Here is a 22,406-nt window from a genome sequence, read left to right on the forward strand (position 1 = left end):
GTGCATATCAACCGCTAATGCGACGTCGTTCAATACCATCGGCTTCATGGCTTCTTCGCCATACTCAAAGAAATCGTGTTGATGTTCAACAATACATTTTGCAACTTTGAGTAGCGTCTCATTTCTACTTTCTAAGCTTTTGATCAACCATTTCGCCTCTTGCAAATTGGTGCGAATGTACTGGCTATCGGCACTGTTGCCTTTACCGAGCGCCGCGTACTGTTGGTTGACTTTCAAGCGTGGCACAGAGTCGGGATTGATGGTCACCACCCATTTGCCATGATCTTTGTACACCGACACATCAGGGATAACGTACTCGGCGTGATCTTCAGCGATCCGGCTACCAGGGCGAGGATCTAACTGTTGAATCAGTGCTAAGGTCTCTTTGAGCTCGGCTTCTTTGAGCTTAGTCTCTTTAATGATCAGTTTGTAGTCGCGGTTACCTAATTGATCAATATGATCGGTCAGCACCTTTTTCGCTTCCGCAAGCCAGGGGGTCTCTTCAGGGAAGGTCGCCAGTTGCAGCAGCAAGCAATCTTGCAAGTTCACAGAGCCGACGCCGAGTGGGTCAAATTGCTGGATGCGTTTACGCACCGCTTCAATCTCTTCGATTTCGATCTCTTCATTGTCGAAGCTGTCGAGAATATCTTGCGGTGAAACGGTAAGGTAGCCGTAGTCATCAATGGCATCAATGAGCGCGAGTGCTATGGTGCGATCAGTGTCGCTAAACGGGGTTAGATCCAGTTGCCACACCAAGTAATCTTGGAGAGATTGGGTGGTTTCACCCTGATAAACCGGCATGTCATCATCAACGGCTAACCCGGTGCTACCGGTGTTGGCGCTGTAGACATCATCCCATGTAGTATCGATTTCAAGCTCATTACTGATTTCCGACTTTTCAATCATTTCGGAGCTGTCTTGGGTCTCGATCTCGGAAAATTCAGGTTCTGCAGAATCCGAGTCTGACGCCTCATTGCGGCTCTCTTTTTCCTCAGTACGGTTTTTTTCTTCAACGTTTACCTCGTCATTGGCCTCTTCCACTTCGAGTAGTGGGTTGGAGTCTAATGCTTCCTGAATTTCTTGTTGAAGATCCAAGGTCGACAACTGCAATAAGCGAATCGCTTGTTGCAATTGTGGCGTCATGGCTAACTGCTGTCCTAGCTTGAGTTGTAATGAGGGTTTCATTCAGTAATGCTTGCCTTAATGCTGGAGAACTTTCTTGTTCGTCCTATTATTATCTCTGTTACTTACTGTAATCATAGACGGAATTGTTCACCAAGATAAACTTGTTTCACCTGCTCGTTGTTCAACACTTCGCTCGGTGTGCCCTCTGCAATCAGATGGCCTTGGCTAACGATGTATGCCTTTTCACACACATCCAGTGTTTCGCGAACGTTGTGGTCAGTGATCAAGACACCGAGACCTCTATCCCTGAGGTGTTCAATGATTTTCTTGATGTCGATAACGGAAATGGGGTCGACCCCAGCAAAGGGTTCATCCAACAAAATGAACTGTGGATTGGCCGCTAATGCCCGCGCGATTTCAACTCGGCGACGTTCTCCCCCTGATAATGCCATACCCGCACTGTGTCGAATGTGCTGAATGTGGAATTCTTCAAGTAAATCTTCCAAGCGGTCTTGGCGCTGCTCACGGGTTAACTCTTCACGTGTCTCGAGTACCGCCATGATGTTGTCCTCGACCGACAACTTACGAAAAATCGACGCTTCTTGAGGCAGGTAACCAATACCCATGCGAGAGCGGCTGTGCATCGGCAAAATACTGATATCGTTGTCATCAATGCTGATAGAGCCTTCGTCACGAGCCACTAACCCTACGATCATGTAGAAGGAGGTGGTTTTACCCGCGCCGTTCGGGCCGAGCAACCCGACGATTTGGCCCGATTCGACTTGCAGGCTGACGTCGGTCACGACGGTTCGATTGCCGTAGGTTTTCGCTAAGTTTTGCGCTTTTAATATCGCCATAATTTTTTGTGTCGCTATGGTTTCGTATCGCTGTAGTTACGTATCGATATAGTTACGTATCGAAATAGCTACGTTTCGCTTTAGTGATGCTTTCGCGAGTGATCGCGACGTTTTAGCTCGTTACTCTTGTACCGTTTGTGGCTGAAGAACCGTCGACACGCGGTCGCCTTTCTCTTTGCCGTCTGCAATCAACTTCTGTGAAGAGATTTTATAGCGAATTTTGCTGCCGCGAATCACGCTGTCGTCTTGAGATAGCATCGCTTGGTCAATCATCGTCAGTTGATCATCGCTCATCTTGTAGTAGAGCTCTTTCGCTTCACCGTAAAGGGTTTTACCATCGTCGGTCAACTGGGAAAAAGTCGCTAAATCCCCATACCCTTCAATCTCTTGAATGGAACCATCGGCAGGATCTCGAGTCACTACCACTTTATCGGCGTTGATATTGATGCTGCCTTGCTTGAGCTTCACATCGCCGAGGAAGGTGACTTGGTTACTCTGCATATCGAGCTGTTGACTGTCAGAGTCAATGTATACGGGCTGATCTCGGTCGGTTGAGAGGGCCATGGCGTTGCTTGTCAGTAACAAGCAGGAAATCAGACTAAGGTGTGAGAGTTTCATATCTACCTTGTACGTGTTTGTAGAGGGTTGCGTTGTTATCTGCAAAGTTGCCTTTCATGGCTTGCCCTACTGTTTCAAACTGTGGGCCGACTAAAGTGACTTGGTTGTCAGCCCAAAAATCTCGGTTGTCCAATTGAATACTCATGGTGTCAGTGGACAGAGTGTCAAAGCCAGAGTCTGGCAATAAGTTGGTGGTCAGAACGTCTTCATACAGAGTCAATACATGATCTTTGGTGAGGACACCACGTTTTGCGGTGACTTCCCACTCTTGCACTGTGCCGTCTCGATAGACTTTTAGCACAGGGCTTTGAAAAACGGTATCGCCGCTTTGCGCGAAGTGATCCAAATGAGCAGACGTGATCACATAGCTGCGAATCCCTTGTTCATTGTATGAGGTATTTTCTAAGCCTTGACCACTGAACATGGGCAGTTCTGTGTCCGGATCAACTTGAATATCATAACTTTGCTGCTTGTTGATCAGAGTGTAAGCACTGATGGCGACAACAAGTAGCAAGAGTAGATAGCCAATACGGGTTAGTGTCATATACTCAAACCTTTGTGAGTATCCAGTTCATCGCGTGCTTGAAGGATCAGGTCGCACACCTCACGCACGGCGCCATGTCCGCCACGAATAGCTGTGACATAATTGGCGCGCTGAGCTAGCAATGGGTGACCATCCGCCACGCACACTTTGAGCGCGACTTTATCCATAACTGGCCAATCAATCAAATCATCACCAATGTAACCGGTATGCTCAGGTGCAATGTTGAGCTTGTCGCAAATGTCTTGGTATGCCTTAAGTTTGTCATCTTGGCCTTGATAGATTAGCGTAATTCCCAGTGCTTTCATGCGATTTTCGACAATCGCAGAGCGGCGCCCGGTAATAATGGCAATCTCAATCCCTGCATTCATCAAGGACTTGACGCCATAGCCATCGCGAGTGTGAAAGGTTTTGAGTTCTTCGCCCTGATTACCCATGTAAATCAGGCCGTCAGAAAACACCCCATCGACATCGCAAATAAGCAGTTTAATCTGTTTGGCAATCGCAAACAGATTCGGTTCCACGGGTTGGTAAAGAGTGTCAATCATCGCAGACATTACATCACTCCCGCTTTCAATAAATCGTGCATATTCAGTGCGCCCACGACGCGTTGGTCTTGACATAAAATCAGGCCATTGATGCTTTTGTTTTGCATCAAAGCCAGACCTTCTGCGGCCAGAATGTCCGGGCTGGCCGTCGTCGGGTGTGTGGTCATGACATCACCGATTAATGCGGTGTGGATATCAATACGTTTATCGAGAATACGACGTAAATCACCATCGGTGAAAATGCCCACCAGTTTTTGCGCTTCATCGACCACAGCCGTCATGCCCAATCCTTTCTCGCTGATGACCAAGAGAGCATCGCGAATCACTGTGGTTGGCGTCACCAAAGGCAGTTGATCGCCGGTGTGCATGATGTCTGACAGTTTCAGCAGTAGCTTGCGACCCAAAGCGCCGCCTGGGTGGGAGAGCGCAAAATCTTCGGCGGTAAAGCCGCGTGCTTGGAGCATGGCAACCGCCAGTGCATCGCCCATCACCAGCGTTGCCGTGGTGCTCGAAGTAGGCGCTAAACCGAGTGGGCAAGCTTCTTTTGGCACCGTGATTTGCAAATGCAAATCAGACAGCTTAGCCATGTTGGATTCTGGCTTGCCGGTCATGCTGATGATTTTGATGTTTAGGCGCTTAAGCACTGGGAAAAGGCCTAGGATTTCTGAAGATTCGCCGGAATTTGAAATAGCCAGCACGATATCATTTGGGTCAATCATGCCGAGATCGCCATGCGCGGCTTCGCCTGGGTGGACAAAAAACGCCGATGTGCCCGTGCTCGCCAGCGTGGCGGCAATTTTATTGCCAATATGGCCTGATTTGCCAATCCCCATTACGACCACTTTGCCATCGCGGTTGTTCAAAATGAGATCGCACGCCTTGGCAAAATCGTCATTGAAGTATTGGTCGAGTTGCTTGAGTGCATCAATTTCAGTGTTCAGCACCTCGAGCGCGGCGCTGCGGTAGTCGTACATACAAAACTCCAAAAGGTTAAGCGGCCATGTTCATCACGAGATAGGTTTGGTAGGCGATAAAGCAGAAAAACAGCACGCCACCTTCCAATCGATTGATGCTGCGTGATTTACCCAGCGCCATCGCGACCAATAAGAGTGATACGCCGAGCATGACCCAAAAATCACGTCCCATCGCATACTCGCTGAGCATGGATGGGTTAAGAATGCCAGGGATGCCCATGACCGCAAGAATATTGAATACGTTTGAGCCGATGATGTTACCGACCGCCATGTCATCTTCCCCTTTCATGACGCCAGCCAGTGAGGCAGCGAGCTCAGGAAGACTGGTACCGACAGCAATGATGGTCAGGCCGATGACCAGATCGCTCATGCCAAAGTATTGGGCGATGACCACCGCGTTATCGACTAAGGTGTCAGCAGCGATGGGCAGCAAAATTAAACCGACCACGACCCAGATGCCTGCTTTGAGGTTACTCACCCCTTCAGGCACTTCAGACTCTTGTTCTTCCAGTAGTGCGTCGCCTTTTTGTTTTTCGCTGCGGCTTATTTGCAACATCGCCACAATAAAGGCAGCAAACAGCACAAACAGTAGCGCGCCTTCATAAAAGCCTAAATGGTTATCCCAGAGCAGGACACCCGCTAGGACGGTAACGCCCACCATCAGTGGTAACTCACGTCGAATAACGGCTGAACTGATGGAGAGAGGTTTAATGAGCGCTGTGATGCCGAGAATCAGTGCGATGTTGGCGATATTCGAGCCTAGTACGTTGCCCACCGCGGTATCGGTTTTACCTTCAAGGGCGGCGGTTGCCGAGACCATCATTTCCGGTGCTGAGGAGCCCATCGCCAAGATTGTCATACCGATAACCAACGGAGAAATACCGAAGTTTCGAGCCAGCGCGGCGGAGCCAAACACCAGTTTGTCCGCACTCCAAACAAGCAACACTAACCCGACGATGAGAAACGCAATCGCTTCAAGCATGATAATCCCTAAACAGTAGACAACGTGAGAATTTAACCGTCAATTTTGACGCTTTGCCGTTTAAAAGGGAAGCGGTAAAAGGAGAATTTTCATGTTCATTTTGTTGTGAAATTCGTAATTTAATTATTTTTGTCGTTAAATTAATAAAGAAAGAGTCACTCACAATTCACGCTATGTGGCTTTAAATTCGTCATTAATCTGCTTATGATTGCGCATCAATAGGGATATCAACGGGTTCGTTATGCCAGAAGAAGATTTGGTTACTATCCAGAAGCTTACCTTCTCTCGAGGGACGCGCAAGATCTTCGACAATGTCGATCTCAGCGTGCCGAAAGGCAAGGTCACAGCCATCATGGGCCCATCAGGGATTGGTAAAACGACCTTACTCAGGTTGATCGGCGGTCAACTCTACCCAGACAGCGGTGAGGTGTGGTTTGACGGTCACAATATTCCTTCCCTGAGTCGCAACAAGCTCTATCGAGAGCGCAAAAAGATGAGCATGCTGTTTCAATCGGGCGCACTGTTTACCGACTTAACCGTGTTTGACAACGTGGCATTTCCGCTGCGTGAACATACCGAACTCGACAAAGCCATGATTCGCACTTTGGTGCTGCTCAAGCTGGAAGCTGTTGGCCTGCGCGGGGCCGCTGAGTTAATGCCAAGCGAGCTCTCCGGTGGGATGGCACGCCGCGCTGCGCTGGCTCGCGCTATTGCGCTAGACCCAGAGCTCATCATGTTTGATGAGCCTTTTGTTGGTCAAGATCCAATCACCATGGGCGTGCTGGTAGAGCTGATTCGCAGTCTTAACCACGCACTTGGGATCACCGCCATTGTGGTCTCACACGATGTCCCTGAGGTGATGAGCATTGCTGATAAGGTGTACTTAATGGCCAATGGGCAAGTGATTGCGTCAGGCTCGCCGCAGCAACTGCGTGATAATCCGGATCCACAAGTGCAGCAGTTTCTGCTTGGTCAGGCCGATGGCCCTGTGCCGTTTCGTTATCCCTCTCAACCCATCGCAAAGGAGCTGTTCTCCTAATGTCGGATTTGGTCAATGTCATCGCTCATATCGGGCAACGCAGCTTAGCTATCGCGAGTGCCTTTGGTCGCTCGAGTTTGATGTTGGCGGGCGCGATCATCGCTCGCCCTCAGCCCGTCAAACACTTGCCGTTATTGGTTAAGCAGCTTTATAGCGTCGGTGTGCAATCGCTGATCATTATTGTCTTGTCGGGGCTATTTATCGGCATGGTACTGAGTTTGCAAGGCTACGTTATCTTGGTGGATTTTGGCGCGGAGGGCGCACTCGGCCAGATGGTGGCGTTGTCGTTACTGCGAGAGCTTGGCCCCGTGGTGACGGCGCTGCTGTTTGCTGGGCGAGCAGGCTCAGCATTGACCGCAGAGATTGGTTTGATGAAAGCCACCGAGCAATTATCGAGCATGGAAATGATGGCGGTCGATCCGCTGAAACGAGTAATTGCGCCACGCTTTTGGGCTGGGGTGATCTCTATGCCGCTGCTGACGATGACATTTATGGCGGTCGGCATCTGGGGCGGGCAACTGGTCGGCGTTGATTGGAAAGGGATTGATCACGGCAGCTTTTGGTCGGCGATGCAGGCGTCGGTTGAGTTAGGTCAAGACATAGGTAACAGCTTCATCAAAAGTTTTGTATTCGCTATCACAGTGACCTGGATAGCGCTGTTTAATGGCTATGATGCCGTGCCGACTTCGGCCGGGATCAGCCAAGCGACGACACGCACCGTCGTGCACTCTTCACTCGCGGTACTGGGGCTAGACTTCGTACTCACCGCCTTGATGTTTGGGAATTAATCATGCAACAAACACGAAAGACAGAATTATGGGTCGGCAGCTTTGTCCTTGCCGGAATTTGCGCAATCTTAGTGATGATTTTTCAAGTCGCTGACGTTAAAGGACTCGGTTCTGGTGACACTTACACGCTCAAAGCCGAGTTTGACAACATCGGCAGCTTGAAGGTGCGTTCGCCGGTGAAAGTGGGCGGGGTAGTGATTGGACGCGTGGCGAAAATTGAGCTTAACCCTGAGTCACTGCTGCCGGTGGTGACCTTGTCGATTAGCCGCCAGTTTGACCAGTTTCCGGAGACATCGAGCCTTAAAATTCTCACCTCAGGTTTGATTGGCGAACAGTATATTGGTTTGACGCCTGGATTTGTCTTTGATGATGAGCAGATGCTGGTGGACGGCGATTATATTGAAGACACCAAGTCAGCCTTGGTATTGGAAGATTTGATTGGCCAAGTGCTATATAGCTTTGGCAGTGACTCTGACAAACAGGCAGAGTAAGGAGAAAAGGATGTTTAGAAAGTTAGTGCTTACTCTCGCATTGGTTATTGCCAGTGTTTCGGTTGGAGCCAAAGAGGTCAACAGGCAAGACCCGTATCAAATGATGGTTCAGGTGTCGGATCAAACCTTTGCGCGTCTCAAAGCGGAGCAGGCGCAAATTCAGCAAGAGCCAGAAAGATTGAAGCTCATCGTAGAACAAGAGTTGATGCCGTATGTGGATGAAAAATACGCGGCGCTCAAGCTGCTAGGGCCAAATTTAAAAGGGGCGAAGCGTGAGGACGTATTGGTGTTTATCGACGCTTTTCGCGCTTATATTGTCGCCTCTTACGCGCAAGTGCTGACCCAATACACCGACCAGACGATTGAATTTGAACCTGAAGGTCGTGTGGATGACAGCCGCACCATTACTGGCGTGAAGCTCGACATCATTGATTCGCCAAGACCGAACATCAAGCTTGAGTTCAAATTGCGTAAAGACAAATCGAGTGGTGAGTGGAGTGCGTTTGACATGATTGCAGAAGGCATCAGCATGCTGTCGAGCAAACAATCTGAGTGGAGTGGCAAGCTGCGCCAAGAAGGAATTCTTGCCGTCGCACAGGAGCTGCAAACACTGGCGAAAACGCCGATTCGCTACGAGAACAAGTCGTAATGAGCGGGGCGACATGGCAGTCGTTGTCCGCCGAATGCTGTGAACTGTCTGGCCATTTGGATAGAGACAGCGTACCTGCACTTTGGCGCACATTGCGGCAGTGGCAACCTCAAGCGCAGAACGTAGAATGGTCATTAAAAGCGGTTAATCGTATCGATTCTGCCGGAATGGTGATGCTAATTCACCTAATTGAGCATGCAAAAAAACAAAACTGTCATATAATGCTCAGCTTCGTACCAGTGGAACTCAATACCCTTTTTCAATTGAGTAATATCCGCAAGGAGCTGGCTGGACACATTAAAAATTAATACCGGGGTGGATCGTGGATAGCGCACAAGTACAACAGATTTTAAATAACGCACTAAACCTGGAAGAAATACACGTTAAAGGAGAGGGCAGCCACTATGAAGTGGTGGCCGTTGATGCGTGTTTTGATGGCATGAGCCGCGTTAAAAAACAGCAGCTAATTTATGCTCCTCTCATGGAATACATCCAAAGAAATGACATTCACGCTGTTTCTATCAAAGCCTTTACGCCGCAAGAGTGGGCTCGTGATAAGAAGTTGATGTCACTATAAGGTTTAGTCATGGAAAAGTTTCGAGTAACGGGGTCTAAGCAACCTCTCGTTGGTGAAGTCACCATTTCAGGCGCCAAAAACGCGGCTTTGCCGATTTTGTTTGCCTCTATTTTGGCCGAGGAGCCTGTTGAAGTATCGAATGTTCCCAAGTTACGTGACATCGATACTACTATGGAGCTGCTTAAGCGCCTTGGCGCTAAGGTTGAGCGCAATGGCAGTGTCCATGTCGACCCAAGCTGCATCACAGAGTACTGCGCGCCGTATGACTTGGTGAAAACCATGCGCGCATCGATTTGGGCGCTTGGCCCGCTGGTGGCACGTTTTGGTCAAGGCCAAGTCTCGCTGCCTGGTGGCTGTGCAATAGGTGCTCGTCCTGTGGATTTGCATATCCACGGCTTAGAGCAACTAGGCGCAACGATCACTCTAGAAGACGGTTACGTGAAAGCGCACGTCGATGGTCGCCTTAAAGGCGCGCATATCGTGATGGATAAAGTGAGCGTGGGCGCAACCATCACCATCATGTGCGCTGCGACCTTGGCAGATGGCAAAACCGTATTAGATAACGCCGCGCGTGAACCAGAGATTGTTGATACTGCTGAGTTTTTGAATAAGCTGGGCGCAAAAATTTCTGGTGCAGGTACGGACACCATCACGATTGAAGGGGTTGAGCGCTTAGGTGGCGGTCAGCACTCTGTGGTGGCCGATCGCATTGAAACGGGGACCTTCCTTGTAGCTGCCGCCGTATCGGGAGGTAAAGTGGTGTGTCGCAACACCAATGCGTACTTGCTTGAAGCGGTACTGGCGAAACTGGAAGAGGCGGGGGCCTTGGTTGAAACGGGAGACGATTGGATTTCCGTGGATATGACTGGGCGCGAGCTTAAAGCCGTGTCGATTCGCACTGCACCACATCCAGGGTTCCCAACCGACATGCAGGCGCAGTTCACTTTGCTGAACATGATGGCGAAGGGTGGTGGTGTGATCACGGAAACCATCTTTGAAAATCGCTTTATGCATGTGCCTGAGTTAATGCGTATGGGCGCGAAAGCCGAGATCGAAGGCAATACCGTTATTTGCGGTGATGTGACCTCGCTGAGCGGCGCTCAAGTGATGGCGACGGATTTGCGCGCTTCTGCCAGTCTGGTGATCGCAGGCTGTATTGCCCAAGGCGAAACCATCGTTGACCGTATTTACCACATCGATCGTGGTTACGACAAAATCGAAGACAAGTTGACAGCGCTAGGCGCCAAGATTGAGCGCTTTCGCGATTAACGCCTTGTCATAGTCTCTTGCCGACAATAGTAAGCCGAAACGGGAGTTTCGGCTTTTTTATAAGGGTGAGATCAGTTAGAGTCGAGCTAGTTTTTAGTTCATAGTGTTCTTGGAGAACCACAATGATTGCACTACTTCGTGTATTGGCTGTTGCGCTTTTTGCAATTGTTATGTTTATTTTTGGTTGCGGCTATTGCTTGTTAAGCCCTCGCAACCCTAAACATGTTTTCACCTTCGGTCGCCTGTTTGGCAAAATGTCGAGTGTGTTTGGTATCAAGCTAGAACTGCGCATTCCAGACGATGCCTACCAACGCGGTCAACATATCTACATTGCCAACCACCAGAACAACTGGGATTTGTTCACTGTCTCTTCGGCGGTGACACCAAAAGTGGTCACTGTGGGTAAGAAGAGCCTCGCGTGGATGCCACTGTTTGGTCAGCTGTACTGGTTGACCGGTAATATCCTGATTGACCGTGCGAACCGCTCGAAAGCGAAAGGTACCATTGATCAAGTGGTCGATAGCATGAACAGCAGCGATGTCTCTGTATGGATGTTCCCTGAAGGAACGCGCTCACGTGGCCGTGGCCTACTGCCATTTAAAACCGGTGCCTTTCACGCCGCTGTGGGAGCGAAATTACCGATCATTCCTATTGTGTGCAGCTCAACCAGTGGCTTGAAGCTCAATCGTTGGAACAACGGTCATGTCATTGTAGAAATGCTGCCACCGGTCTCTACCGAAGGGTATGGCAAAGAGAATGTGCGAGAATTGGCAACGCTATGCCGCGAGCAGATGGCGAAAAAGCTAGAAGAGCTCGATAATGAAGTGGCGATGCTGAATCAGCAAGAGGGCGTGAAAGCCTAATTCAACCCACGACCGCGAAGTCGAATATGAGCAGTGACCTAGAGTCGCTGCTTTTTTTTGTCAATTGATAGAGACACAAAAAAAGCCAAGTCTTTCGACTTGGCTTTAAAAGTGGCTCCTCCTGCTGGGCTCGAACCAGCGACCTGCGGATTAACAGTCCGTCGCTCTACCAACTGAGCTAAGGAGGAATTATCTTTTTACGTTTCTTTATGAACAGAGCTCTAATAAAGAAATGGTGCCGACTACCGGAATCGAACTGGTGACCTACTGATTACAAGTCAGTTGCTCTACCTACTGAGCTAAGTCGGCGCCGGATTAACAAGCTACGCTCGTTAATGATATTGGCTCCTCCTGCTGGGCTCGAACCAGCGACCTGCGGATTAACAGTCCGTCGCTCTACCAACTGAGCTAAGGAGGAATTATCTCGTTTGCGATAAAGAATAAATGGTGCCGACTACCGGAATCGAACTGGTGACCTACTGATTACAAGTCAGTTGCTCTACCTACTGAGCTAAGTCGGCACACTGTATTCTTTGCGCTTTGCTGATGTTTAATTGTCTTAGACACCAACAATCAAATTGTGGTGCCCGGAGGCGGAATCGAACCACCGACACGAGGATTTTCAATCCTCTGCTCTACCGACTGAGCTATCCGGGCGACGGGGTGTATTAAAAGACTTTTCGTGTTTGAGGTCAACATCAAATTGCAAAAAAAATATCGTTTGTTGCTTTTCTATACTTAGTGGGCTGTTTTTGCCCATTTTGCTGATTTGAACCATAACGCTTGGCGTATAAAGCCGGGTGGAAAAGAACAAAGAGTGATAACAGAGAGGAAAAAGCACGCGGTAAAGCGTGCTTTTTGTTACTTATCGTATAGATTAGTGTTTAACGTTAAACTTGCTTACCTAGATTCTGGCTCTCTGCTCCGGGAGTGATATGCGCTGTACCGTTTGGCACGGGAGCTCCAAAAGCGAGATGGAGGCAATCTATATTTGTACTGAAACGATAAAGGTGTCGATACAAAAAAGCCCCAGTCTTTCGACTGAGGCTCTGATGTGGCTCCTCCTGCTGGGCTCGAACCAGCGACCTGCGGATTAACAGTCCGTCGCTCTACCAACTGAGCTAAGGAGGAATTATTCGTGTATCGCGTATAAACATGACACCAAATAATGGTGCCTCGAGGCGGAATCGAACCACCGACACGAGGATTTTCAATCCTCTGCTCTACCGACTGAGCTATCGAGGCAAAAGAATGGTGCCGACTACCGGAATCGAACTGGTGACCTACTGATTACAAGTCAGTTGCTCTACCTACTGAGCTAAGTCGGCACACTGTATTCTTTGTGCTTTGCTTGTGTATTAATATTTATTAAGACACCAACAATCAAATTGTGGTGCCCGGAGATGGAATCGAACGCGGACGGCTAGTTCACCGACACATAATTGCAGAGCAATTATCTTTGCATTCGTCTTACTTCAAACACCTTAAATATGGTGCCCGGAGGCGGAATCGAACCACCGACACGAGGATTTTCAATCCTCTGCTCTACCGACTGAGCTATCCGGGCGACGGAGCGCTATTAAACGGATTTTCCGTCTTCGCGTCAACTTGTTTTTGGAAAAAAAAACAAAAAAGTGGTTAAGTGCCGACAATTTAGCCGTTTTGGCACATTAGGTTCTCCCCGAGTTAAAGGCTTTTTTGAAATTTGTTACTTTCTCTAGGTAACGACGCGCTTCTGCGTTGGGATGCTTTTTCGTCAGCGCCCAGTAGACCTGATTTGGCTGTAGGGCATTGAGGTCACGCATTGCCCGTTTCCTGTCGTTGCGATCAAAAGTGTTGAGTACGCCCCCGGTGCCACCGTTGTAGGCAGAAATCATGCTGTATTCGAGCGATGTCGGATGGCGAACGTCTTTCAAGTAGCGATTTTTGAGAATGTAGAAGTAGGCGGTACCCGTATCTATGTTGTTTTCAGGATTAAACAGATACTCCGGCGTCGGTTGGCCGGATTTCTTTTTCACCAGTTGAAACACATCGCGCCCCGCAGTTTTCGGCACGACCTGCATCAGGCCATACGCGTTGGCCCAACTCACCGCATAAGGATTAAAGCTACTTTCGGTTTTAATGATGGCGTAGATAAGATCTTCTGGAATATCATATTTTTTCGATGCGCGGCGGACAATATCGGCGTACTGATAGCTGCGGATCTCAATTTGCTCTTCCACCATTGGAATTTCAACGTAGTAGGCCTTTTTGAAGTCGACATCTTTCACTTTCAGGTGATTGGCAATGAGGTAATCGGCGAAGCGATTCGCGCGCCATGACCACTGAATAGCTTTGTTGTCTTGGTCGACCACTTGGCGATAAAGAAACGGCTGACCTTCGAGTTTGATCCCTTTAGAGGAGAAGAGATCGACGTTCGCGGGATCATCGGGCGTAAGCAGTGTGGTGACGATGGCGTTTTTTAAGTGGCCTTTAGGATCGGTTGGAGAGACGGTTTCAACCGTGATCAGTCCTTTATCGAAGTTCACTTCTGAACGACTTAGATAGTTGTCGATGTATTTGACGTAGTTACTTTTACCGGCGAATTTGACTTCCGCGCGGCCCCAGCGTTTTTCGATGTTGCCAGAGAAACTGGATATGAGCGACTCCAGTGCGGCGGTGTCTTTCTCAAATTGACCAGGCAACTCAGCCAGATTTTTGGCGAAACGGTTGGTGGGCTCGTAGTTGACGTCATAAAGGCTTTCAACAAATTCGCGGCTACAACCCGTTAAGACCACGACTAGGCTCAAGGATATAACTGGGCCAAAGTAAGCTAACTTCTTCATATCTCTCTCAAAAAAAAAGACACCCGCTCTTAATGGGGTGTCTTTAAAGGCTGCTGTTATTCGCTCGGTGGCGTGTATCCCTCGATATGGACCTCTTTGCCTTCAAACAGGAAGTTGACCATCTCGGTTTCGATCAATTTACGGTGCTCAGGATCCATCATGTTGAGCTTCTTTTCATTGATCAGCATGGTTTGTTTGTGTTGCCACTGCGCCCATGCCTCTTTTGAGATGTTGTCAAAAATACGTTTACCTAGTTCGCCTGGGTAGAGCTGGAAATCCAGTCCATCGGCTTCTTTTTGTAGTCGAGCACAAAATACCGTGCGGCTCATAACGACTCCTTTGATCGAATGCTGCGTAGTTCTGACGGTAAGCTCTCCAGCAATTGCTTCACGGGAGCGGCCAAACCGACTTCTACAGGTTGGGATAAGTTATACCAAAGACCTTTGCTGCCTTCCATTATCCTATCGGGTTGCTTTGATACGTCTACCAAAATTGGCGTGATATCGAGGTGATAGTGACTGAAGGTGTGGCGAAACGCGATCAGTGGTTGTTGGTCGACAATGCTGCTTGGCAGCACGCCTCGGGTGTCGAGTGATGGTTCGATAGCAGCGTTGTGGTGTTCAGGAAAACAGTACAAACCGCCCCAAATGCCCGACTGTGGGCGCTGCTCGAGCCACACCTGTTGGTTGTGATGCAAGATCACAAACCAGGTCTCTTTGACCGGTTTCTCTTTCTTCGGCTTTTTGCCCGGGTAATCCAGCGGATTACCCTGTTTGTAGGCCGCGCAGAAGGTGGAGACAGGACAGAGTGAACATTTTGGCTTGCTGCGCGTGCAGACCATCGCGCCCATGTCCATCATGGCTTGGTTGTACTTGTCGACGTCGCGGCTTGGTGTGTGTTCACAGGCAAAGGACCAGAGCTGATTTTCGACCCGTTTTTGCCCCGGCCAACCTTCTACGGCAAAACAGCGTGCGAGAGTGCGTTTGACGTTGCCATCTAAGATCGCATGTGGCTGTTTGTACACAGAGGACAAAATCGCCGCCGCAGTGGAGCGGCCAATGCCGGGTAGGGCGTTGAGTTGTTCAATCTGTTGTGGAAACTCGCCTTGGTACTGGTCACGAACGATTTGAGCGGCTTTGTGCAAATTGCGCGCTCTGGCGTAATAGCCGAGCCCAGTCCATAGATGCAGCACTTCGTCTTGCGGCGCATCAGCAAGCGCGGTCACCGTCGGAAAGCGCGCCAAAAAACGCTGGTAATATGGGATAACCGTAGCGACTTGGGTCTGCTGGAGCATGATCTCCGACAGCCAAACACTGTAGGCGGTTTTATTCTGTTGCCATGGAAGGTTTTTGCGACCATAGGCGTCATACCACTCTAAGATGGCGGTTGCATAAGGCGTCACGACTTGCTCTGTGTTCTATGATTTATGGAGCAAAATTGCACCACAGAACACGCCTTGAGTGCAACCGACAATCTGTAGGGATATGTTGAGCTCATGGTTGAGCTTAGAGTTGTGTTGAGGCGCTTGAGCAATTGTCGCTTTGTGCGCGTAAAACACTTGCACCAGTGGCGATTCTTTGGATAATCACAATCCCTTTGAGGCGAGACCAATTTTTAGACAGGCAGAATCATGAGTGAAGTGACCACCAACGAGTACAACGAAGACGGTAAACTGATACGCAAAGTAAGAAGCTTTGTTCGTCGCGAAGGTCGTTTGACCAAAGGTCAAGAGAATGCGATGAAAGAGTGCTGGCCGACCATGGGCATTGATTACAAAGCGGAGCGACTCAATTGGCGTGAGGTGTTCGGCAATGATAACCCTGTTGTGCTAGAAATTGGTTTTGGCATGGGCGCCTCTTTGGTCGAAATGGCCAAGAATGCCCCTGAAAAGAACTTTATCGGTATTGAAGTACACAGCCCAGGTGTGGGTGCGTGTCTATCGGATGCGCGTGACGCAGGCATCAGCAACCTTCGCGTCATGTGTCACGATGCGGTTGAAGTGTTTGAGCACATGATCCCAGACAGCAGTCTGGCGACGCTGCAACTCTTTTTCCCAGACCCATGGCATAAGAAGCGTCACCATAAGCGACGTATCGTTCAGCTTGAGTTTGCTGAGATGGTGCGCAAAAAGCTAATTGAAGGCGAAGGCATCTTCCATATGGCGACAGATTGGGAAAACTACGCGCAGCACATGATTGAGGTGATGAATCAAGCGCCGGGCTATGAGAATATCGCCACAGAGGGCGATTTTGTTCCTCGTCCTGACGAGCGTCCTCTCACCAAATTTGAAGCCCGAGGCCATCGTTTAGGCCACGGCGTTTGGGACATTAAATACAAGCGCGTTGGCTAATCTAAGCGCCACGTAGAGTCACAAAAGCCGACATGATTCATGTTGGCTTTTTTCGTTGAACTGATTGAGGTTTTGCAATGACACCGACCAATGACATGCTAGCGAGCATTCTCGATGAGGTGCGCCCACTGATTGGCAAGGGCAAGGTCGCGAACTACATTCCCGCGCTGGCGAGAGTGCCTGCAGACAAACTGGGCATAGCCGTTTTCACTAACCAAGGTGAGGTGTTTAAAGCGGGGGATGTCGATGAGCCCTTTTCGATTCAATCGATTTCGAAAGCGCTCAGCTTAACGTTAGCCATGTGTCTCTATCAGCCAGAAGAGATCTGGCGCCGTGTGGGGAAAGAACCGTCTGGTCAGGCGTTCAACTCTTTGATTCAGCTTGAGATGGAGCAGGGCATTCCACGTAACCCGTTTATTAACGCTGGCGCTATTGTGGTGGCGGATCTGCTCAGTTCGCGCCTTTCAGCGCCCAGGCAGAGGCTGCTGGAGTTTGTGCGTCAGTTATCCGGTGATACTCATATTTGCTATGACAAAGTGGTGGCCGCATCAGAGATGATGCACAGTGACCGCAATGCGGCGATCGCGTATTTGATGCGCTCATTTGGCAACTTTGAAAACGAGGTCATCCCGGTGCTGAACAACTATTTTCACGCTTGTGCGTTGAAAATGAGTTGCGTCGACTTGGCGAAAACCTTCAGTTACCTGGCCAACAAAGGCACCTCAGTGCAAACACAAAAGCCGGTCATCACGCCGACACAAACTAAGCAGCTCAATGCGCTACTGGCGACGTGTGGTCTCTATGATGGCGCGGGCGAGTTTGCCTATCGAGTGGGGATGCCGGGTAAATCGGGAGTTGGCGGTGGCATTGTCGCGGTGATTCCTGGTGAGATGACCATCGCAGTGTGGTCACCAGAGCTAGACGCCTCTGGCAACTCATTAGCGGGCACTCGCGCCCTTGAGTTGTTTTCTCAGCGTATCGGGCGCTCTATTTTTTAGTGCTTGCTTTCACTGGTGCTGATTAGGGCGCAGGTTGGCCTGTCGCGCGCCCTTATTCACCCTCATCCATAAACGCTGCGAGCAGGTCATTGAGAAACAATTTGCCTTTCTCGGTGACTTGCCAGCTTGTCACACTTTCATCGATATAGCCTTTTTCAACGGCCCAGTTCATGGTTGGCGCGATCACGTCTAGCGCTAAGCCGGTGGTGTCGATGAAGTCTTGCTTCGGACACGCTTCAAGTAAGCGAAAACGGTTCATAAAGAACTCAAAAGGGCGCTCTTTGTGCTCGACTTGATGCTCATCAGATATGTAGGGCTTGGTGAGGTTCTGATACGCCGCCAAGTACCCTTTGGGGTGTTTGATTTTCGTGGTCCGCACAATGCGACCATCGGCAAAGCTTATCTTCCCAGCGCTGCCACAACCAATGCCAAGGTAATCGCCAAAGCGCCAGTAGTTGAGGTTGTGCTGACACTCATAGCCCGGCTTACTGTAGCCAGAGATTTCATACTGCACGTAGCCTGCTTGAGTGAGCTTTTGATGGCCCAGCTCGAAAATATCCCACAGCGCATCGTCATCCGGCAGTACCGGTGGTTTGGAGTAGAATAGGGTGTTGGGCTCAATCGTCAGCTGATACCAAGAGAGGTGCGGAGGATTGAGCTCGATGGCTTGTTCAAGATCGGACAACGCCTCTTGGACTGATTGATCCGGCAAGCCGTGCATCAAATCGAGATTAAAGCTGTTTAAGCCTATGGTATGCGCAAGTTTCGCTGCGTTGACGGCTTCTTGCTCGCCGTGAATGCGGCCCAATCGCTGGAGTTTCTCTGCCGCAAAACTTTGCACGCCAATCGAGATGCGGGTCACTCCTGCAACTTGGTATCCGCCAAAGCGCTCAGCCTCTATCGTGCCAGGGTTGGCTTCCATGGTGATCTCAATGTCATCTTTAAACGCAATGCGCGCACGAATACCAGAGAGCAGGCGCTCAATGCCCTGAGGCGAAATCAAGCTTGGCGTGCCGCCACCGATGAAAATCGAGTGCAAGGGCCGCGGGTTGGCATTGAGTTGGTAGCGCTCAATATCGCTGTCGAGATCCTCAAGCAGGGCATCAATGTATTGCGCTTCAGGAATCGTATCCTTGAGTGCATGGGAGTTAAAATCGCAGTACGGGCACTTTTGTACACACCAAGGGATGTGGACATAGAGACTGAGATTCGGAGGCGTCAGCTTGGTCATGAACGTGGACATGAGCGTGGTCATGAGCGGTTACAGCGGCTGTTGTGATAGCTGAGCAAAGAGCTGCTTAAGCGCTTTACCGCGGTGCGATAGCTGCTTTTTGCGTGTGGGTTCAAGCTGCGCGCTGGCGCACTGATCTTCTGGAACAAAGAAAATCGGATCGTAGCCAAAGCCATGTTCACCTTGAGGCTCAGTCAAAATGCGCCCTTCCCACACGCCATGACAGACGATCGGAGTCGGATCTTGGTGATGACGCATCAAGACCAAAACACAATGAAAGCGCGCGGTGCGCTGCGCTTCTGGGACATTCTCCATCGCCGCGAGCAGCTTTTCTAAGTTCTGCTGATCGCTGGCACCTTCTCCGGCATAACGCGCAGAATAAATGCCCGGCGCGCCTTGTAGGTAATCGACTTCAAGGCCTGAGTCATCGGCAATGGCGGCCAGCCCCGTCTCTTTCGCGGCGTGGCGCGCCTTGATGATGGCGTTTTCGATAAAGGTGGTGCCTGTCTCGGCCACTTCTGATACCGCATAGTCACTTTGTGCGACCACATCAAAGCCAAATTCAGACAACAGATCTGCCATTTCGCGGACTTTACCTTGATTGCCCGTGGCTAATACGATTTTCTTCATACTTCTCTCGCTCTCTCTATCGTCTTACTCTTCGACATAAAATTTTTGGCTGAACTTTACTGGTCCTGTGCCTTTAATGCCAGCATTAACATCAATCGTGAACGACAAGGTTTCTTCATTGCTGATTGGAAACTCGGCGATATAGTAAATCGCTTCCCCTTCCACTATCTCGCGGAACGCCAATGTTTTGCTTTGGCCAATCAGGTTTTTGGCCTGACCGCTGAGCGCAGCCTTGATAGCAGGTTTGCCGGCAGCTGAGTTGTCGAGCACACTGACATTGAGGATAGCCGAGTAGCCGTTGCGTTTGAGCTGGTAGCTGCGCGCCACCGCTGGGGTCAAAAAGGTCGAATTGAAGGCGGAGTAGTGCACTTCGATATCTTTGATGGTTTTGAATTGCTCGGCGGCGCTAGGGAGTGACAGCAGAGCGAGTAAAAATAGGCAAAAGCGAGCTTTCATGAGCGTTCCTTTCAATGATTGTTTTTCATGCCTGGTAGACATGGTGTCCTTACATGGTTAGACAGCATGAGGCTTGAGCGTAAAAGTAAGCCACCCTAGAGGATGGCTTGGATAACGGGTGGTATCTGCTTGGCGTCGGCGATGCGCACTTGTTTGTGGCGGCCCAATTCGCCTTTTTCTATCGCCACCATGCCCTTGGCCACTTTGCATTGCTTGGCAAGATATTTGGTGAGATGCGCATTGGCTTTACCGTCTACTGGAGGGGCGGTAATGGCAACTTTTAATTCATCACCATGCACCCCGATGAGACTATCGCGGCTTGCTTTAGGTTGGATATAAAGGCGCAGCACCAGATCGCTGCCCTCTAGCCAAGCCGCGAGTGCCATTAGAGCTGATACCAAATAGGGCCAATGATGTCACCCATCAGGAAGTTAGCAAACTGCAGCACGATAAACAGCACCAGTACGCTCAAATCAAAGCCGCCCATGGCTGGAAGAATGCGGCGAATTGGCGCCAACATAGGTTCAGTCAACTGATGGAACACGTACTCAATTGGGCTGCGGCCTTGGCTGACCCAGCTCAAAATCGCGCGGATCAGTAGAACCCAGAACAGTAAGCTGCCTGCGGCTTTGAGCAAAGAGAGCAAGCCAAGGAACAGGAAGTCGGCGCTGAAGGTGACGGAGCCGCCTGAGGCAATCAAAATCAAGGCGACAAACTTCAAGACGCACAACACGTAAGCAAATAGCACGGTGGCGAGATCAATGCTGCCTACCGATGGGATCACTCGGCGCAGCGGCGCAACGACCGGTTGTGTCGCTTTAACAATAAATTGCGAGAAGGGGTTATAGAAATCGGCGCGCGCCGCCTGCAACCAGATCCGCAAAATGACGACCATAATGTAGAGGTCGAACAGTGTGGAAATCAAAAAACTCATTGAATTCATAGGGTAACCTTACTTCGTCGAGCCAAAGCTCGGGCTGTTAAAACAGAACTTTAAAACAGTGTTTCCATCTCTTGCGCACGGCTGACCGCAGCTTGCATTGCTTTGGCTACTATAGCGGAAAGTTGGTGTTCGTTGAATGTACGCAGCGCTTCTGCGGTAGTACCCCCTTTGGAGGTCACCTGCTCGCGCAGTGTCGACAGTTCAATATCTGGGTTGGCGACCACCATCTCAGCCGCGCCCAATGCCGATTGCTGGACGAGCAATCTGGCGGTCTCTTTGTCAAATCCTTGAGCCATCGCCTCTTGCTGCATCGCTTCCATAAATAGGAAGAAGTATGCCGGCGCGCTGCCTGCGGCGGCAATGATGTTGTTGATGCCGGACTCTTGCTCTACCCAGCAGCAGCGGCCCACTGCGCTCATCAGCTGCTCAGCAAAGGCTTTGTCGCTATCACTGACGCTCTCTGGCCCGTAGAGACCGCTCATCCCTTTGCCTAGTTGCGATGGTGTGTTTGGCATAACACGCACCAGTGGCGCCTTTGTGGCGAGCATCTCTTGTAGGCGTTGGCAATGAATGCCTGCGGCAATAGAAATGACCAGTTTGTTGGAAAAGTCGATGCCCTGTAGTGGCTGACAGACCGCTTCCATCATTTGTGGCTTGACCGAAAGAACCACCACATCCGCCTCGTTTGCTGCTTGAATATTATCGCTGGTGGTGTGAATGCCATAGGCCTCTTCCAGTGGCAAGCGGCGCGTGGTTGACGGCGCCGTCGCGGTAATCAGTGAGGCTGGGTAGCCATCAGCGACAAGGCCAGCAACGATAGCGCGAACCATATTTCCTGCACCAATAAAGGCAATCTTCTTCTGTTCCATGGCGGAGTGAATCCTTATCTCTGTGTTATTGGGCCCAAGTGTCGGCCCGTAATAGTTGGGGATGGCGCTTAACTACGGGCGCCAAAAATCGCGCTACCGATACGCACCATAGTGCTGCCTGCTTCAATGGCGGCGTCCATATCCCCGCTCATGCCCATCGATAATGTATCTAAAGTGACGTTTGGCAAACGTTGCGCCAACGACTTCTGCAACTCAGCCAGTTCAGTGAAAGCACCTAGCTGAGCCACGTAATCGGGTGTGCTTGCCGGAATGGACATCAACCCTCTTAAAGTGAGGTTGGGCAGCGTAGAAATCAACTCTGCGAGTGCGAAGATTTCTTCGCCACTGGCGCCGGATTTGGACGCTTCGCCACTGGTGTTGACTTGAATGAGCACTTGCAGCGGCGCTAGGCCTGCCGGGCGCTGGTCATTAAGGCGCTGCGCTATTTTGGCGCGGTCAACGGTATGTACCCAGGCGAAATTCTCCGCCACGATACGGGTTTTGTTCGATTGAATCGGGCCGATGAAGTGCCACTCCAACGCTAACTCTGGGTGATTTTGGCGAAAGTAATCGACTTTATCCGCCCCTTCTTGGACGTAATTTTCGCCAAACGCACGTTGCCCAACCTGCGCTGCTGCAAAAATATCGGTAACAGGTTTGGTTTTACTTACCGCGAGAAGTTGCACTGAGTCTCGAGGGCGTCCACACTTTTGTAAGGACGCATCAATCTGTGAGGTGATCTGTTCGATGTTTTGTTGAATACTACTCATAGCTAACTTTATT

The 22,406-nt window shown here is 50.1% G+C and carries 27 protein-coding genes and 9 tRNA genes; 10 read left to right on the forward strand and 26 right to left on the reverse strand.

Annotated elements, in window-relative coordinates:
* The 7 genes from AC6R1A_RS03255 to AC6R1A_RS03285 all read right to left on the reverse strand — a co-directional run.
* On the reverse strand, positions 1-1,185 hold a 1,185-nt coding region (locus AC6R1A_RS03255), incomplete at its 3' end, for an RNA polymerase factor sigma-54 (protein ID WP_500646141.1).
* 71 nt (positions 1,186-1,256) lie between these two features.
* Positions 1,257-1,982, reverse strand: a complete 726-nt coding sequence (gene lptB, locus AC6R1A_RS03260) for an LPS export ABC transporter ATP-binding protein (RefSeq protein WP_500631417.1) — start codon at positions 1,980-1,982, stop codon at positions 1,257-1,259.
* Between the two features lie 120 nt (positions 1,983-2,102).
* Positions 2,103-2,600 (reverse strand): lipopolysaccharide transport periplasmic protein LptA, encoded by a 498-nt coding sequence (gene lptA, locus AC6R1A_RS03265; protein WP_500627772.1) that lies wholly within the window; start codon positions 2,598-2,600, stop codon positions 2,103-2,105.
* Entirely contained in the window at positions 2,581-3,144 is a 564-nt protein-coding gene (gene lptC, locus AC6R1A_RS03270) for an LPS export ABC transporter periplasmic protein LptC (protein ID WP_500633838.1), read from the reverse strand. The genes lptA and lptC overlap by 20 nt, the downstream gene beginning before the upstream one ends.
* On the reverse strand, positions 3,141-3,698 hold the full coding sequence (kdsC, locus tag AC6R1A_RS03275) for a 3-deoxy-manno-octulosonate-8-phosphatase KdsC (protein ID WP_500627770.1): 558 nt from the start codon (positions 3,696-3,698) through the stop codon (positions 3,141-3,143). The genes lptC and kdsC overlap by 4 nt, the downstream gene beginning before the upstream one ends.
* Positions 3,698-4,663 (reverse strand): KpsF/GutQ family sugar-phosphate isomerase, encoded by a 966-nt coding sequence (locus AC6R1A_RS03280; protein ID WP_500633837.1) that lies wholly within the window; start codon positions 4,661-4,663, stop codon positions 3,698-3,700. The genes kdsC and AC6R1A_RS03280 overlap by 1 nt, the downstream gene beginning before the upstream one ends.
* Positions 4,664-4,679: 16 nt before the next feature.
* Positions 4,680-5,645: a calcium/sodium antiporter gene (locus tag AC6R1A_RS03285; protein ID WP_334553471.1), complete on the reverse strand. Its 966-nt coding sequence runs from the start codon at positions 5,643-5,645 to the stop codon at positions 4,680-4,682.
* Positions 5,646-5,886: 241 nt separating this feature from the next.
* Between AC6R1A_RS03285 and mlaF the strand changes: the two genes are divergently transcribed.
* From mlaF to AC6R1A_RS03325, 8 genes are all read left to right on the forward strand, one after another.
* Positions 5,887-6,684: a phospholipid ABC transporter ATP-binding protein MlaF gene (mlaF, locus tag AC6R1A_RS03290; protein WP_500633836.1), complete on the forward strand. Its 798-nt coding sequence runs from the start codon at positions 5,887-5,889 to the stop codon at positions 6,682-6,684.
* Entirely contained in the window at positions 6,684-7,472 is a 789-nt protein-coding gene (gene mlaE / locus AC6R1A_RS03295) for a lipid asymmetry maintenance ABC transporter permease subunit MlaE (protein WP_500633835.1), read from the forward strand. Before mlaF ends, mlaE begins: the two co-directional genes overlap by 1 nt.
* A 2-nt stretch (positions 7,473-7,474) precedes the next feature.
* The gene (gene mlaD, locus AC6R1A_RS03300; protein WP_334553477.1) at positions 7,475-7,963 is read left to right on the forward strand and encodes an outer membrane lipid asymmetry maintenance protein MlaD; all 489 of its coding nucleotides are present in this window, start codon (positions 7,475-7,477) and stop codon (positions 7,961-7,963) included.
* 10 nt (positions 7,964-7,973) lie between these two features.
* Positions 7,974-8,612 carry an ABC transporter substrate-binding protein gene (locus AC6R1A_RS03305; protein ID WP_500631421.1) on the forward strand — a complete coding sequence of 213 codons (639 nt, stop codon included), beginning with the start codon at positions 7,974-7,976 and terminating at the stop codon, positions 8,610-8,612.
* Positions 8,612-8,920 carry an STAS domain-containing protein gene (locus tag AC6R1A_RS03310; protein WP_500631422.1) on the forward strand — a complete coding sequence of 103 codons (309 nt, stop codon included), beginning with the start codon at positions 8,612-8,614 and terminating at the stop codon, positions 8,918-8,920. The genes AC6R1A_RS03305 and AC6R1A_RS03310 overlap by 1 nt, the downstream gene beginning before the upstream one ends.
* 14 nt (positions 8,921-8,934) lie before the next feature.
* On the forward strand, positions 8,935-9,189 hold the full coding sequence (ibaG, locus tag AC6R1A_RS03315) for a BolA family iron metabolism protein IbaG (RefSeq protein ID WP_487903523.1): 255 nt from the start codon (positions 8,935-8,937) through the stop codon (positions 9,187-9,189).
* A gap of 9 nt (positions 9,190-9,198) precedes the next feature.
* Positions 9,199-10,458 (forward strand): UDP-N-acetylglucosamine 1-carboxyvinyltransferase, encoded by a 1,260-nt coding sequence (gene murA, locus AC6R1A_RS03320; RefSeq protein ID WP_500633834.1) that lies wholly within the window; start codon positions 9,199-9,201, stop codon positions 10,456-10,458.
* Positions 10,459-10,580: 122 nt separating this feature from the next.
* Complete coding sequence (locus AC6R1A_RS03325; protein ID WP_487903521.1) at positions 10,581-11,321, forward strand: 1-acylglycerol-3-phosphate O-acyltransferase; 741 nt, start codon at positions 10,581-10,583, stop codon at positions 11,319-11,321.
* Positions 11,322-11,433: 112 nt separating this feature from the next.
* On the opposite strand, the gene AC6R1A_RS03330 is transcribed toward AC6R1A_RS03325, so the two are convergent.
* From AC6R1A_RS03330 to mutY, 12 genes are all read right to left on the reverse strand, one after another.
* Positions 11,434-11,509 (reverse strand) — tRNA-Asn (locus AC6R1A_RS03330).
* Between the two features lie 45 nt (positions 11,510-11,554).
* Positions 11,555-11,630: transfer RNA gene (locus AC6R1A_RS03335), tRNA-Thr, on the reverse strand.
* 33 nt (positions 11,631-11,663) lie between these two features.
* Positions 11,664-11,739 (reverse strand) — tRNA-Asn (locus tag AC6R1A_RS03340).
* A 27-nt stretch (positions 11,740-11,766) separates the two neighbouring features.
* Positions 11,767-11,842, reverse strand: a tRNA-Thr gene (locus AC6R1A_RS03345).
* 60 nt (positions 11,843-11,902) lie between these two features.
* Positions 11,903-11,978, reverse strand: a tRNA-Phe gene (locus AC6R1A_RS03350).
* Between the two features lie 398 nt (positions 11,979-12,376).
* Positions 12,377-12,452 (reverse strand) — tRNA-Asn (locus AC6R1A_RS03355).
* A gap of 38 nt (positions 12,453-12,490) precedes the next feature.
* Positions 12,491-12,566: transfer RNA gene (locus AC6R1A_RS03360), tRNA-Phe, on the reverse strand.
* 7 nt (positions 12,567-12,573) lie between these two features.
* Positions 12,574-12,649: transfer RNA gene (locus AC6R1A_RS03365), tRNA-Thr, on the reverse strand.
* A 163-nt stretch (positions 12,650-12,812) separates the two neighbouring features.
* A tRNA-Phe gene (locus AC6R1A_RS03370) sits at positions 12,813-12,888 on the reverse strand.
* A 103-nt stretch (positions 12,889-12,991) separates the two neighbouring features.
* Positions 12,992-14,146 (reverse strand): membrane-bound lytic murein transglycosylase MltC, encoded by a 1,155-nt coding sequence (gene mltC / locus AC6R1A_RS03375; protein WP_500633833.1) that lies wholly within the window; start codon positions 14,144-14,146, stop codon positions 12,992-12,994.
* 56 nt (positions 14,147-14,202) lie between these two features.
* Positions 14,203-14,475, reverse strand: a complete 273-nt coding sequence (locus AC6R1A_RS03380; protein ID WP_138971437.1) for an oxidative damage protection protein — start codon at positions 14,473-14,475, stop codon at positions 14,203-14,205.
* A complete protein-coding gene (gene mutY / locus AC6R1A_RS03385; RefSeq protein ID WP_334553492.1) occupies positions 14,472-15,548 on the reverse strand; it encodes an A/G-specific adenine glycosylase in 1,077 nt (358 codons plus the stop codon). The genes AC6R1A_RS03380 and mutY overlap by 4 nt, the downstream gene beginning before the upstream one ends.
* 228 nt (positions 15,549-15,776) lie before the next feature.
* Between mutY and trmB the strand changes: the two genes are divergently transcribed.
* Together trmB and glsB are read left to right on the forward strand one after the other, a co-directional pair.
* Positions 15,777-16,496: a tRNA (guanosine(46)-N7)-methyltransferase TrmB gene (gene trmB / locus AC6R1A_RS03390; protein WP_334568334.1), complete on the forward strand. Its 720-nt coding sequence runs from the start codon at positions 15,777-15,779 to the stop codon at positions 16,494-16,496.
* A 77-nt stretch (positions 16,497-16,573) separates the two neighbouring features.
* A complete protein-coding gene (glsB, locus tag AC6R1A_RS03395; protein ID WP_500633832.1) occupies positions 16,574-17,494 on the forward strand; it encodes a glutaminase B in 921 nt (306 codons plus the stop codon).
* Positions 17,495-17,546: 52 nt separating this feature from the next.
* On the opposite strand, the gene hemW is transcribed toward glsB, so the two are convergent.
* The 7 genes from hemW to AC6R1A_RS03430 form a co-directional block, all read right to left on the reverse strand.
* The gene (gene hemW, locus AC6R1A_RS03400; RefSeq protein WP_500633841.1) at positions 17,547-18,725 is read right to left on the reverse strand and encodes a radical SAM family heme chaperone HemW; all 1,179 of its coding nucleotides are present in this window, start codon (positions 18,723-18,725) and stop codon (positions 17,547-17,549) included.
* A 30-nt stretch (positions 18,726-18,755) separates the two neighbouring features.
* Positions 18,756-19,355: an XTP/dITP diphosphatase gene (locus AC6R1A_RS03405; RefSeq protein ID WP_500629338.1), complete on the reverse strand. Its 600-nt coding sequence runs from the start codon at positions 19,353-19,355 to the stop codon at positions 18,756-18,758.
* A gap of 24 nt (positions 19,356-19,379) precedes the next feature.
* Positions 19,380-19,811 (reverse strand): DUF4426 domain-containing protein, encoded by a 432-nt coding sequence (locus AC6R1A_RS03410; protein WP_500633831.1) that lies wholly within the window; start codon positions 19,809-19,811, stop codon positions 19,380-19,382.
* Positions 19,812-19,906: 95 nt separating this feature from the next.
* The gene (gene yggU / locus AC6R1A_RS03415; RefSeq protein WP_500633830.1) at positions 19,907-20,197 is read right to left on the reverse strand and encodes a DUF167 family protein YggU; all 291 of its coding nucleotides are present in this window, start codon (positions 20,195-20,197) and stop codon (positions 19,907-19,909) included.
* On the reverse strand, positions 20,197-20,754 hold the full coding sequence (locus AC6R1A_RS03420; protein WP_334568339.1) for a YggT family protein: 558 nt from the start codon (positions 20,752-20,754) through the stop codon (positions 20,197-20,199). The genes yggU and AC6R1A_RS03420 overlap by 1 nt, the downstream gene beginning before the upstream one ends.
* A gap of 50 nt (positions 20,755-20,804) precedes the next feature.
* A complete protein-coding gene (gene proC, locus AC6R1A_RS03425; RefSeq protein ID WP_500633829.1) occupies positions 20,805-21,623 on the reverse strand; it encodes a pyrroline-5-carboxylate reductase in 819 nt (272 codons plus the stop codon).
* Between the two features lie 68 nt (positions 21,624-21,691).
* Positions 21,692-22,393: a YggS family pyridoxal phosphate-dependent enzyme gene (locus AC6R1A_RS03430; RefSeq protein ID WP_500633828.1), complete on the reverse strand. Its 702-nt coding sequence runs from the start codon at positions 22,391-22,393 to the stop codon at positions 21,692-21,694.
* Positions 22,394-22,406: the final 13 nt, after the last annotated feature.

The organism is Vibrio sp. R10-SG3-ISO3, assembly GCF_059834225.1.